Source organism: Chryseobacterium sp. R2ACT005 (genome assembly GCF_049949215.1).
GTDB lineage: Bacteria > Bacteroidota > Bacteroidia > Flavobacteriales > Weeksellaceae > Chryseobacterium.
Genome location: NZ_CP188192.1, coordinates 1012968 through 1026581, shown reverse-complemented (window position 1 = coordinate 1026581; position 13614 = coordinate 1012968). Strand labels below are relative to the sequence as shown.

Genomic DNA, 13614 nt, shown 5'->3' with positions numbered 1-13614 from the left:
TATTATTCTACATGCATTACCTCAATACTAAATTTTGTTCAACTCAGTTTGGTAGCGCCAAGAAACCTCTTTCCAGTTGATGATTTTCCAAATATTTTCCAAATAATCCACTCTCTTATTCTCATGCTTCAAATAATAAGCGTGTTCCCAAACATCAATACCCAAGATTGGAACACCTTTGATCTCGGCAGTATCCATAAGCGGATTATCTTGGTTGGGTGTCGAAATAATTTGTAGTGCACCATCTTTGATAATCAACCAAACCCAACCGCTTCCAAAACGTTTCAATCCAGCTTCATTTACTTCTTTTTTAAGATTTTCCAAACTACCAAACTGATTGTTAATGGCTTTGGACAAACTTTCTGAAAGTTCTGTGGCTACAGGTGAAAGACTTTTCCAAAACATTGCATGGTTATAATGTCCACCTGCATTATTTCGCACAGCAACAGGGTGTTTTGAAATATTTATGAATAATTCTTCTAATGAAAGATTTTCAATTTCCATTTCATCTAAAGCTTTGTTTAGATTATCTACATAGGTTTTATGGTGTCTATTAAAGTGAATATCCATCGTTTTCGTATCGATAACGGGCTCTAGTGCACTTATTTCATAAGGCAACGGTTGTAATGTGTATTTCATTTTTTTAAATTAAATGGATGAATAATTATTGATGATTGACTGATTTGTTCCAAATATTCTACGAATTAAAATTTCATAAGTTTCTGCCTTTTCAATCTGAATATTGAAAGCCTTGCGTAAAGTGTAAATCAATTTTTCAGGATCCTGCAATAACTTGGTGAGTACGACACCATCCTGGCTTCTGTGTTTAAATTGATTATTTTGAAGCGTATAAACTCCGTTTTCACCTCCTCTTGTAATAATTAAATTTTTCACAAAGCCCGATTGAGGATTTGTTGACATATACCAGTTGGCAACTTCTAGATCCTGTACATTACTTTGTTCATTTTCAAAACTGTACATTTGAAACCAATCCTTATTCCAGTATTCAAGTGTATAAAAAGTCTCGTTTCTCACAATTCGATACCCGCTTTTAGAATTCATATTTTTTGCATTGCTAATTAGGGGGACAGGAAAACAAGGTGTAGTTACACCGAAACCGGCATCCACCAAATAATCTTTACCATCGAGACTAACAATAATAAAAGCATGTGTTTTGGGCGATAATGAGCTATCAGCCTTTTTCCATAATACTCTTCCTAAAAGGATTTTTTTTTGAAACCCTATAATTTCCAATACATAATTAAGAAGTAGATTTTGCTCATAACAGTACCCTCCACGCTGTTGATGAACTAATTTTTCAAAAATATGTTCTATTTGCAGAGATGGTGATGTGCCGGTAAATGCATCCACATTTTCAAACGGAATAAAGTGAGTTTGCAATTTTACCAATTGCGACAATGTTTCATAATCTGGTTGGGCAACATTTTGAAATTGAATTTTTTCAAAATATGATTGTATGTGCAAGTCCATAAATACTTTATTTTGATATTAAGGATCTTTTACGAAAAATATATGTATCCAATGAATATTTTCCACTGCCTTCCACTATTAAAGCGATTGCAATTCCTATTGCTAATAAATCAAACTGGCAGCCTTCCCCTTTTTGGTTTCCAAACCAGTTCATAAAAAAACCATTTTCCAAATGTGTGGAAAACATGATCCCAAGTAATAAACCTACGTAAGCAATTGCCCAGAATCTTGTAACCAGTCCAAGCAAAAGACAAACAGCTCCACAAAACTCTATTATAATTACCGCAAATGCTATAATTGTTGGAAGATGTAGCTGCTCAGTAAAGATTTTTATCGTACCTGTAAATCCTGCACCTCCATACATTCCTATGGTTTTCTGCAAGCCGTGCGGCAGAAAAATAAGGCCCAATGTAACTCGTAAAATTAATCCGGTGAACGTGCTGTATGTTTTAAAAATTATATGTTTCATTATTTTGAATATTTATTTGTATGCCAATTGAATTTATGTTCTTATAAAGTACTTCTGAAAGAAATGATAATCCAAGCCCCACTATGCTTTAACTGATCATTAAAATTTGTAGGAAGTAATACTTGAAGTAAATGCAGTTTTTTTTTCTAATATTTTTAATTGAAGATGTTGGAAGCTATAAAAACCCCGTAATTCTCTTTAGTTGCTTTATCCGGGCCGTATGCATCCCAATTTGCTCCTAAACCAAAACGGAAGTCTTTATAACTCAGCCCTGCCCGCAGCATGAGATAACTTCTTGCATGATCTCCATTTTTCACCGCTGCACAATACAACCCTTGCGCTCGAGTATATATGTTCCATTGCTGATTTATCTGCGGCTTATATTCAAACAGCGCAAATCCCTCCCAATTGCTATATTTAGACAAATCAATCCTCGGCATCAGGGAAAACAATATTGTTCTGGATGAATAAGTGTATAATACTGCTGTGTTAGGGCGCAAACCGGAATTGGGTGTATAATGTGTTCCTGCTAAAATCTTAAACCCTTTAGCGAACTGATAAGTGAGATGAATTTGATTCATCATATCTTTTGAATAGGTCTCACTCCATTTCGAAGAAAAATTGGTAACACTGAAAATACCGAATTTATGAAAGTTCCGAAATGATTTATTAACTGTCATTTGTGCGGCATATCCACTTGTACCCGGTAAAATTTCTACCACAATTGGGGAATTTTTTACTTCTTGAACACCATTTTCCTGAGCGAAAATTTTGGAAGAAAACAGAAGTAGTGCATTAATCAAAAATATCCTGTTCATTATTTTTTGTTCTTAACTGTTATTATGATACAAATTTCTTCCAATTCGAATCATAATTGTAGAACAAAAAAATCAAAGACTAGGACAAATCAATCATTTTCCGATATTCACTAGGTTGAAGACCGGAATGTTTTTTGAAAAACCGTGAAAAATAAGAAACATCTTCAAATCCCAAGACAAAAGCTGCCTCAGAAATCGTATGATTGGATAATGATAAAAGCGCCTTAGCTTCCATCGTAAGTGCTTCGTTTATAATAGCTGACGACGTTTTCCCTGTTACTGATTTTGCACATTTATTAAGATGATTAGTTGTAATATTGAGCATCTCTGCATATACCTGTAGTTTGTGTGTCTTTTGTATATTATCGGTAATTAATCTCCTAAATCGCTGTATTAATGCTTCCTTAGGAGAAAATACAGGCAAAGGAAGTGTTTGGATAAAATTGGCAATTTCATTCAGAAGAGTATTTAAATAGGATTTCAATAAACTATTGCCAGTATCTTTTTCATACAGCAAAAGAAGTTGCTGTAAAACATATTGAATTCTATTGGTTGTTTCCTTATCAAAACTGAAAACAGGATTATAAATGAGTTCAATATAATTAGATATTTCTTTTAATTTTTTTTGGGATGAAAGATCATTAATGAAATGATTTGAAAAATGTCCGTAATAGCCTTCAATATTCCCTGCTTTTTTTAAGATAGTCCGTATTTTATAAGCAGGCAAAAGCATTAACATTCCAGATTTTAATACGAATACATCCGAGCAAACCATTTTTGACAACTCACCTTTTGTTATGAAAACAAAATCGTTCACCGTTTTACGATGAGGAACAGAAGGCAAAACTGCAGTTTCATTTAAAGAAGTAAGAGGTTCAATCAAAAAATCGCTGAAAATACTTTTGGTATCTAGTCGAACGACATTGATTATTTTTTTGAAATTATCCGGTTTAAACTCTGGAATTCTAGCCAATTTGGTACTATTTATATTTGTTATACTAAAATAAAAATTTATTACACTTTATGCAATTATGGTATATATTAATTATCACAAAGATGAACTATATTGAAACCATACTTGTTCATTGAAAGTTCAAACTCATAGTGCTTTATCGTCCATGGAATTGTTGATTTTTTATGAAACAAAATTCATGCACTCTTTTATAACACATTTTTTGAGATTAATTAGGTATTATTTTTGAGATTATCTTATTATTAAATTCTCGTAGAGTTTTGAAAAAATTGTTTTAAGGCATTATTATCGCATTTTAATTTTCTACTTATACGTCTACTAGTTATTTTTCAACTTCAGCAGTAAACACTTCATTGCTATATTGTATTATCATTCATCTTCTGATGGATGAGCTAATATTAATTGATCATAATCCCAAAATAAAGATTTATTAAATAGTAAAATGAGCTTGCTAACGCAAGAAATTGAACAACAAAAGGAAACCATAGCACACCAAGCAGCTATTATAGCAACCCAGAAAAAAGTTATCAATTTATATGAGGCTAATGAGACTTTAGAAAAGTGGAAATAATAGAATTAATACTACGCTATCTCACACCAAATCCATAAAAAATAGTAGTATTTTCCTAATAAAACACTACTAAAAAAACTTCTATAATTTAGCTTTCACTTTTCGGATTTTTTGCAAACTGAGATCTGTTTAATTCTATTACCCTTGATGGAAACCTGGTGCATCTTCACCCATAACCAGCAAAATTGATGAAAGAAGCTTCATCAGTGGTAAGGAAAGGAACGTGATAGCCGATTTCTCTTGGATCTGCAAACCTTCTCATAAGAGTAGGATCAAGATTTTTGGGATCAGCAATTTCTGTTCTCCTGGGTGCATTGAGCTTACCCTGATATTTCTGGTTGCATATTCCAATGCGGTAATTTTCGTTGATCTAGTTACTGTAATTTTTCTTCCAACATTTTCTGTATAAGACTATTCCAGAGTAACTTGCAGATAAATTTTTTATTCTGTGCTGATTTTGCATTGTGCTAACACATACCACCATTTTTACATTCTAGGCAGTTATTATTGTTATTTTAAAAAATCCTCCTCAACAAGGACATTATTTAAAAATACACCTGTATTATTGCCCGTTGATACAGCATATGATACTGAACGTAAAGGATTCGTATTGTCTCCACAAGCAAATATATTATCTATTGTTGTTTTCTGAAATGCATCAACTTTGATAAGTCCCTGTTCTGTCAATTCACAGCCCAATAATTCGGGAATTTTACAGTGCTGTTCAAATGGTGGCCTTGAATAGATAGCCTCTAACTGAAAAGTTGAATTGTCTGAAAAAACTATTTCGTCAAGTACCCCGTCCTTATGTTTCAATGAGGTAATCTCCTTCTCCACTATTGAAATATTGTGTCTTTTAATTTCATTGGTTTGCTCCAGCGTCAGTTCCGATTTTCCATTAGTGAATATCGTTAAATCTTTTGTCCAGTTATGAATAAGTCGAGACAGGTGAAATGCACCATATCCATTAGCCAAAATTCCAGTTTTTTGATTCTTTACTTCATATCCGTGACAATAAGGACAATGAAGTACCGTAATCCCCCAGCATTCGGAATACCCTTTTATGTTTAACATTTCATCCTTTAATCCTGTTGCAAAAATCAATTTTCTGGCGGAGAAAACTTTTCCTGATTGCGTTGTAACCTCAAAACCGTTCTCTATTTTCTTTCCATTTATGGCAAGTTCATGTACGAATTTTATCGTGTCGTATTTCAACACCTGTTCTTTTGCTTTCTGTGCAATAGCACTTGGTTCTTCTCCATCTTGTGTAATGAAGTTATGAGAATGAGGTGTCTGACGATTACAGGGTAAACCACTATCGATAATTAAAACATTTCTTAACGAACGTCCCAAAGCCATTGCAGCAGAAAGTCCTGCGTAACTTCCACCGATTACGATTACGTCAAAATTTTTGTTGTCTGTCATTTCATTAAAATTTAAAAATGATGTTATTGGTAAAGTAAGACCAAAGTTACTAATGCAAGTCCCCCTAGTTTAATTAATTCTCTTCTTGATATTTTTTTTGATCCATTTGGCACACTCGATGTTGTGATCAGAGTGTTTGTAGTTTCCAATTTCCCAGTGAGGGCACTACCTGAAGAATTAAGTTCTATTGTCAAGTTGCCTTTTTGGCAAAATTTAATACGCTTAATATTTTCTGACCGGCTTGTTTCCATATACGCATTATTAGATGATTACAAAATGGAATATTTGTCATACCTCCCTACAAAAATTAAACACTGTTCAAATGTACATAAAAATTTCTATTTTCAAAATAAGTTATGAATGAAATTAAAGAAAAAATGACAATTAATACTAAATAAAGCTATATAATAACATATTAAGGACTGTATATTGCCTTTGAAAGTTCTCCTCTATTAATAATTAATTTGAAAAAGTTTTGATTATTGAACACTGTTCAATATCTTTACACCCAGAAATTCAATTTAAAATTTATCAAATGAAAAAAGTATTAATTACAGGAGCTAGTGGTGGCATTGGTCTTGAAGTAGTCAAAAAACTGGCGGCTCAAGGTTATAGCCTAACCTTGGTAGCACGTAATGAAGAGAAACTTTTATCTCTACAAGAATCTTTAGGTAAAGACCGCCATCAAGTCCTTTCTTTAGATCTGACAAAAACAGCGGATATATTAGAACTCAGTAACTATATAACAGATAATCGGTACAATGTCCTGATCAATAATGCAGGTACCGGAACTTATGGTAAATTTGTCGAAATACCACTGGAAAACCAGTTAAGTACAATGACACTGAATATGGAAGCTTTAGTAACACTTTCGTATGCCTATTTGAAGAAAGCAAGATCTGGTGATGCACTGATCAATATAGGTTCACTCCTTGCCCATTCTTCATTGCCTGGCGGCGCTGTATATGCCGCAACAAAAAGTTTTGTAGCCAACTTTTCGGAATCGCTCTGGTTCGAATTTAAAAATAAGGGTATATTTGTGGCAGGCTTCAATCCAGGTGCTGCAGACTCGGATTTCCACCACAATGCTGGAAAGGAAACCAGTGCATTTCCTAAATTTGTTGTCTCTTCGGTAGCACAAGTAGCTGAGGAACTAATAAATGCACTAAATAATCGAAGCAAACCAAGAATTGTTCAGGGATTTAAAAACAGAATGATGCTCTTTGGTTTCAGATTACTCAGCAGGAAAGCCGCAGTTAATATTATGGGTAAAATAAGTCCCGGAATTCCTCACTCATAGAAGGATCCAAACAATAATTTTTAACGATTCATATTGATCATACATGAGTATAGCAGAAAGAAAACAAGAAGAAAAGCAGGAAATGCACCAGCGCATCTTAAATGGGGCTAGAAAAATATTCCTTGAAAAGGGATATGAAAAAACCAGTATGCGTAATATTGCAAGTGAGATCAATTATAGCCCTGGTAGTCTTTATTTTCATTTTAAGGATAAAACCGAAATTTTTCAAGAGCTTCAAAAAGAAGGATTCACGTTGCTTCTAAACCAGTTAAAAGTACTGAATAGCGTGGCAGATCCATTTGAACGCCTGAAGGCATCGGGACGTGTGTTTATTCAATTCGCGCTGGAAAACAAGGATTACTACAACCTAATGTTTATGGTTGAGGAAGACGTAAAAGAGCCCAGCGAAAACAGGTTCAAAATAGCACAGGAAGCCATAAACCATATGTGTTCGATGATTGGCGAATGCCAGCAACAAGGTAGGTTCAAAGGAATGGATACAGATTATTTTACATTCATGGTGCTCTCTGCAATGCATGGAATATGTGCCTTGTTTTGCAAAGACCGTACAACAAGTTTTATTAACAGAACAAACGATGAGCTTATGGAAAACGGCTACGAATGTTTTGTTTCTTTACTTGAAAAGGGCTAAACCTTTTTTAACTCATTATTGAACACTGTTTAAAAATATTACAATGATTAATAAATTTTATAACCGAAAATTTTTATGGCCAGTTTTATTGGCTATATCGCTTATCACTGGGCAAAAGACCAGTGCACAAAGCAAGCTCGACCTCTACATTTCAGAAGGTCTTGAGTCAAACCACAGCATTCATCAGCAGAATTTCATGCTTGAAAAGAGTATATATGCTCTTGCCGAGGCTAAAAGCCTGTTTATGCCCAATGTCAGCTTCTCAACTACCTATACTAAAGCAGATGGTGGGCGCACTATAGATATTCCAGTTGGTGATATGCTGAATAATGTCTATTCTACCCTAAATCAGCTTACGGGAACAAACGCTTTTCCCCAGCTTCAAAACCGCAATGAACAGCTTAATCCGGATAATTTTTACGATGCAAAATTCCGAATTACCCAGCCGATCTTAAATGCGGAAATCAGCTATAACAAAAAGATTAAATCCAAGCAGATCGACCTTCAAAAAACGGAAGTCCAGCTCTATAAACGTGAGCTGGTGAAAGAGATCAAAACTTCATACTATAATTACCTGAAGGCTGTCAATGCTGAAAAGATCTACCTCTCCTACCGAAAGCTAGTATTAGAAGGTGAACGCGTAAATAAAAAGCTTTTTGATAATGGCAAGATCAACCGCACAGCAGTGATCCGCAGTAAAAATGAAGTTTCTAAAATAGACGCTTCGATAGTCACGGCTCAAAAAACAAAAGAGTCCGCACAGTTCTATTTTAATTTTCTACTGAACCGGCCTTTATCGGACAGTATTGCGGTGGAGGAAATCACGACTTTGCCTGAGCAGGATCTTTCCCTTATGGACAATGTTTCTTCTCGTGAAGAACTCTCCAAACTTAAAATTGCAAAACGGATCAATGAAGACCTGACTGGACTGGCAAAATCATACCTCATCCCAAAAATTGGCGCCAGCATGGATCTGGGTTCGCAGGCTTTTGACTGGAAATTCAATAAGCAGAGCCGTTATTATCTATTGGGAGTCTCCTTACAATGGGATCTCTTTGCATCGGGTAAAAATACCAATCGTATAAAACAGGCCGTTGCAGAACAGCACGCTATTGAGTCCCAGACTGGATATGTTGAGCAGCAGCTATTGACCGAACTCAGAGTCCGTCAGGCCAATATGCTGAGCGCCATTGCACAATACCAGGCTGCGCAGAGCCAATTGACAACAAGTCAGACCTATTACAAAGATGTATCACTGATGTATAAAGAAGGTATGGCCATTTATATCGAATTGCTGGATGCCCAAAATCAATGGGTAGACTCCCAGCTCCAGGCAAATATTGCCCTTTTTGATACATGGATTTCCTATTCGGCCATTGAACGTGCCGCAGCTAGTTTTAACATTCAAAAATAAAAAAATGAAAAAGATTCAATTCGTACTTCTTATTTCAGGCTTATTTCTTATATCCTGCAATGAGAAACCAAAAGATAAAAGTCCAATTGGTGAACCTGATATTATATCAGTAAAAGTATCCCCTATCTCCTCATTAAATACATCCGGTTCCATACTGGTGACGGGTCTGATAAGTACAGAAGACGAGACCAATTACTCCTTCAAGATAGGTGGTGTTATTAGCAGTATTCTGGTAAATGAAGGACAGTTTTTCAGAAAAGGTCAATTGTTGGCAACACTGAATACAACAGAGATCGCAGCTGGCGTTGCCCAATCCGGATTAGGCGTAGAAAAGGCACAACGTGATTATACGCGGGCAACAAATCTTTATAGAGATAGCGTCTTTACCCTTGAGCAATTACAAAATACAAAAACAGCTCTTGAAGTCGCAAGAAAGGCAAAGGAGGCTGTTGCATTTAATGAACGTTATGCAAAGATTTATGCTTCTTCAGATGGTTTTGTAGCCAAAAAGATTGCCAGTGAAGGCGAAGTTGTTGGTGGTGGCATGCCAGTGCTTTTGACCAACTCCGTAAAACAAAATGCAAGCTATCTATTAAAAGTTGGTGTAACGGACCTTGAATGGGCAGAAGTAAAAATAGGACAACTTGCAAAAGTTAAACTGGATGGCTATCCTGATCAAGTTTTCCAGGCAAGTGTTTTAAGAAAGCTACAGTCTGCTGACCAACAAATCGGTTCCTTTCAGGTCGAATTAAAACTAAACCTGCAAGGTATTGTACCTGCTGTTGGTATGTTCGGTAAGGCAGAAATTGCCACCGAGCAAAAACAAACATCCATTGTTATCCCCTACAGTTCACTGGTCGAAGCAGATGGAAAAAAAGCCTATGTATTTACGGCTATTGGCAACAATAAAGTTAAAAAATTACCCGTCAATATTGAAAAATTTGACAATGATAAAGTTTATCTAACAGGGAAACTTGATGGTGCTAATAACATTGTCGTTTCAAACAGCGCCTATCTCAACGAACAGTCCATCATTAAAATAATCAAGTAATCCTACATCCGATGAAAATAACAAATTTCGCTGTAAAGAATTATCAGTTTACGCTGATCATATTCGTTCTTTTCGCAGTTGTTGGACTGTTGACACTGTTCACTATGCCACGATCGGAAGATCCGACAACACATTCTCCGCAGTATATCATTACTGCGATATACCCGGGTACCAGTCCGAAAGATATGGAGGAACAGGTGGTAAAACCCATTGAAAATAAGATATACGGACTCGAGAATATTGAAAAGATCCTGACTTCGGTTGAAGACGGAGTCGCTGTCATCCAGCCAAAATTTAAGTACGGTGTTGATGTTGACAATAAATACCAGGAAATCTCCACAGAGATCAATGCCCTGAAGAACAGTGAGCTTCCTAAGGATATCTATCTTGTCAAGACCGAAAAGGTCGCCTCTTCCGATGTTAAGATTATTCAGGTTGCCCTCGTTTCAGGCACAGCGTCGGCTAAGGTCCTACGTGATAATGCAGACATACTGAAAACAAGACTGGAAAAGATAACCGATCTAAAAGAGGTTAAATATACGGGGATCCCTGAACAGGAAATCCGGATTGACATGCAGCTGGATAAGCTTGCACAATTAAAAATACCACTGAGTCTGGTTATTGGAAGTCTCCAGAGTGAAGCTGCAGACATTCCGGGTGGAAGCATCAATCTGGACAGCAAGGTATTCAATGTAAAAACAAGCGGTAAATTCAAAAACGTGGATGATGTTGCCAGTACGGTTATTTACAACGCCAATGGCAAAATCGTTTATCTAAGGGACGTGGCTGAGGTAAGCTATAAAGATGGAACAGTAAATCACATTACCCGTCTCAATGGACATCGCTGTATCTTGGTGACAGCAGCGATGAAGGACAATGTTAATATCAGTAAGGTAAAGGAAGAATATATGCCTGTACTGGACGCATTCAGCAAAGACCTTCCAGAAAACATCAAAATGGTCAAAAATTTTGATCAGGCAGACATGGTATCCAAACGATTGGGACATCTGGGATTTGATTTTGGTCTTGCGATCCTATTGGTCGTTATTACCCTACTCCCACTTGGGTTCCGTGCTTCATTGATCGTTATGATCTCCATTCCATTATCACTGGCCCTGGGATTGATCGCTATGAACCTGATGGGCTACTCGCTTAATCAGCTCAGTATCGTAGGACTTGTTGTGGCTTTAGGATTATTAGTGGATGATAGTATCGTTGTCGTGGAAAATATAGAACGATGGCTTAGGGAAGGTCATTCAAAAACAGATGCCATCTTAAAAGGAACCAAGCAGATTGGCGTCGCTGTGGTTGGGTGTACGGCTACGCTTGTGATTGCATTCCTGCCCCTTGCCTTTCTTCCTGATATTGCAGGTGAGTTTATCCGAAGCTTACCCATTGCGGTCATTACAAGTGTTCTAGCCTCGATGCTCGTAGCACTTACCTTAGTTCCGTTTTTGGGTAGCCGCATGTTGAAAACGCATACCCATGGTGGCGGCAACTTTTTCCTGCAAAAATTGCAGCAGTTTTTAAGTTTCTCTTATCGCAGAATAATGCCTTTAGCACTTTCTTGGCCGAAGGTCACCGTGGGAATTTCTATAATTTTGAGTGTGCTTGCCTTTCTGCTCTTTCCATTGGCAGGGTTCAAGCTATTTCCGACATCTGAAAAACCGATGTTCCTGATCAACATCAAATTACCTTTACAGGCTGATATTCCTGAAAGCGACCGCGTGGCGAAACTTGTAGAAAAAGAATTAAAGCAGCACAAAGAAATTGTCTATTTTACTTCCAATGTCGGGAAAGGTAATCCGCAGATCTATTACAATGTACATCAGCAGGATATCAAGCCGGATTTCGCGCAGATATTCGTTCAGATGGAAGAAGAAGCCAGCCCTAAGTCCAAACAGAGACTGATTAGAACATTACGGAAAAAGTTTGCTGATTTTCCATTAGCCAGAATTGAGGTAAAGGATTTTGAACAGGGAACTCCTATTGAAGCAAACATTGTCGTGCGGTTATTCGGGGAAAATCAGGATACCCTGAGAGCACTTTCTTTTAAAGCCGAGGAAATTTTACGGAAACATCCAGGAACATTCTTTGTAAACAATGAGCTCAATGCCTATAAATCCGACGTAAAAGTAACCATTAACAAAGAAAAAGCAAGGACTTTGGGTGTGCTGACCAGTGATGTTGATAAGGTGATCCGTATGGCAGTGGCAGGGCTTAATGTGGGTGATTACATTGATGACAGAGGCGATTCACGTAATGTTGTGATCACGCTCCCTCGCGAGAAATTCTCCAACCTTGATGCACTAAAAGGACTTTATGTCAACAATCTTCAAGGAACTCCTGTCCAGATTGACCAGATTGCCACTATTGGTTTTGAAACCTCTCCTACGGCGATCAATCACTTTAACAAATCGAGATTTGCTAAAGTTACCTCATTGACCAAGGACGGAGTATATGCCAATGACATTCTAAAAGATATTGTTCCCCAGCTCAATAGAATGAAATTACCTCCGGGCTATTATTATAAATTATCCGGAGAAGCAGAATCAGAAGGTGATGCATTAGGTGGAAATTTCCTTTCTGTGATCTTACTGAGCGGCTTCCTATTTGTTGGCGTACTCCTGCTACAGTTCAAAACGTTCAAAGGAATCATTATCGTGTTATCGATTATACCGCTCGGAATCCTTGGAGGAGTAGTTTTCCTTTTGATAACAGGTAATCCCATGTCACTGGTATCCATTATCGGTTTTATTGGACTTTCTGGAATTCAGGTGAAAAATTCACTCTTGTTGGTGGATTTCACCAATCAGCTGCGCCTAGAAGGACATAGTATCGATGAAGCAGTAAATATGGCTGGTGAAACCCGTTTTCTACCGGTAGTTCTCACTTCGATCACCGCAATCTGTGGACTACTCCCGATTGCACTGAATCCTAACCCACTTATTGCGCCGCTAGCAATTGTTCTAATTGGTGGGTTGATTAGCTCTACTATCCTCTCCAGGATCGTTACTCCGGTAATGTACAAACTAATCCCTCCACAATTGGAATCAGAGGCTAAGGCTTGATACCAAATATATATGGACTAGATCAAGGTTAAAACAAAAGAAATGGCTACCCAGAGCGGTAGCCATTTCTTTTAACCATAGGGAAACCATAAAGTAAACTTCAAAAATATTTATCATTCCTAATTTGGAACTAGCAAGTAGCATTTGATAACCATTTCAAAAATTTTTCTGATAGATTTTTTTGAAATTAGTATTTGATTTGGTTTGATGTTAAGATATAACTATCTTTGAAACAGTTTATTACGGTTAAATTTATCGTGTGACCCATTTGTCCCTCGAAAATCATAACAAACTAATAAACAATGGTTTAATATGAGCTCTAAGTTTTGTATCGGAAAATGAAGTTGCAGAAAAAGGAGAGAAAATAGATGTACTTGTT

11 protein-coding genes are annotated in these 13614 nt (G+C 36.7%); 5 read left to right on the top strand and 6 right to left on the bottom strand.

Annotation, left to right across the window (positions count from 1 at the left end; all coding sequences use genetic code 11):
• Positions 1–27: 27 nt before the first annotated feature.
• From ACPF63_RS04730 to ACPF63_RS04705, 6 genes are all read right to left on the bottom strand, one after another.
• Entirely contained in the window at positions 28–639 is a 612-nt protein-coding gene (locus ACPF63_RS04730) for a superoxide dismutase (protein WP_426482169.1), read from the bottom strand.
• A 9-nt stretch (positions 640–648) separates the two neighbouring features.
• Entirely contained in the window at positions 649–1491 is an 843-nt protein-coding gene (locus ACPF63_RS04725; protein ID WP_426482168.1) for an arylamine N-acetyltransferase family protein, read from the bottom strand.
• A 7-nt stretch (positions 1492–1498) separates the two neighbouring features.
• Positions 1499–1960: a DoxX family protein gene (locus ACPF63_RS04720; protein WP_426482167.1), complete on the bottom strand. Its 462-nt coding sequence runs from the start codon at positions 1958–1960 to the stop codon at positions 1499–1501.
• A gap of 155 nt (positions 1961–2115) precedes the next feature.
• Positions 2116–2778 (bottom strand): hypothetical protein, encoded by a 663-nt coding sequence (locus ACPF63_RS04715; protein WP_426482166.1) that lies wholly within the window; start codon positions 2776–2778, stop codon positions 2116–2118.
• Between the two features lie 79 nt (positions 2779–2857).
• Positions 2858–3751 carry a helix-turn-helix domain-containing protein gene (locus ACPF63_RS04710; RefSeq protein ID WP_426482165.1) on the bottom strand — a complete coding sequence of 298 codons (894 nt, stop codon included), beginning with the start codon at positions 3749–3751 and terminating at the stop codon, positions 2858–2860.
• A gap of 1081 nt (positions 3752–4832) precedes the next feature.
• Positions 4833–5747, bottom strand: coding sequence for an NAD(P)/FAD-dependent oxidoreductase (locus ACPF63_RS04705; RefSeq protein ID WP_426482164.1), 915 nt, complete (start codon positions 5745–5747; stop codon positions 4833–4835).
• A 535-nt stretch (positions 5748–6282) separates the two neighbouring features.
• On the opposite strand from ACPF63_RS04705, the gene ACPF63_RS04700 reads away from it, so the two are divergent.
• The 5 genes from ACPF63_RS04700 to ACPF63_RS04680 are packed head-to-tail and all read left to right on the top strand — an operon-like array spanning position 6283 to position 13235.
• Complete coding sequence (locus tag ACPF63_RS04700) at positions 6283–7047, top strand: SDR family NAD(P)-dependent oxidoreductase (RefSeq protein ID WP_426482163.1); 765 nt, start codon at positions 6283–6285, stop codon at positions 7045–7047.
• A gap of 43 nt (positions 7048–7090) precedes the next feature.
• Complete coding sequence (locus tag ACPF63_RS04695) at positions 7091–7699, top strand: TetR/AcrR family transcriptional regulator (RefSeq protein ID WP_426482162.1); 609 nt, start codon at positions 7091–7093, stop codon at positions 7697–7699.
• Between the two features lie 43 nt (positions 7700–7742).
• Positions 7743–9113 (top strand): TolC family protein, encoded by a 1371-nt coding sequence (locus ACPF63_RS04690; RefSeq protein WP_426482161.1) that lies wholly within the window; start codon positions 7743–7745, stop codon positions 9111–9113.
• Positions 9114–9117: 4 nt separating this feature from the next.
• Positions 9118–10164: an efflux RND transporter periplasmic adaptor subunit gene (locus tag ACPF63_RS04685; RefSeq protein WP_426482160.1), complete on the top strand. Its 1047-nt coding sequence runs from the start codon at positions 9118–9120 to the stop codon at positions 10162–10164.
• Positions 10165–10175: 11 nt separating this feature from the next.
• A complete protein-coding gene (locus tag ACPF63_RS04680; RefSeq protein WP_426482159.1) occupies positions 10176–13235 on the top strand; it encodes an efflux RND transporter permease subunit in 3060 nt (1019 codons plus the stop codon).
• Positions 13236–13614: the final 379 nt, after the last annotated feature.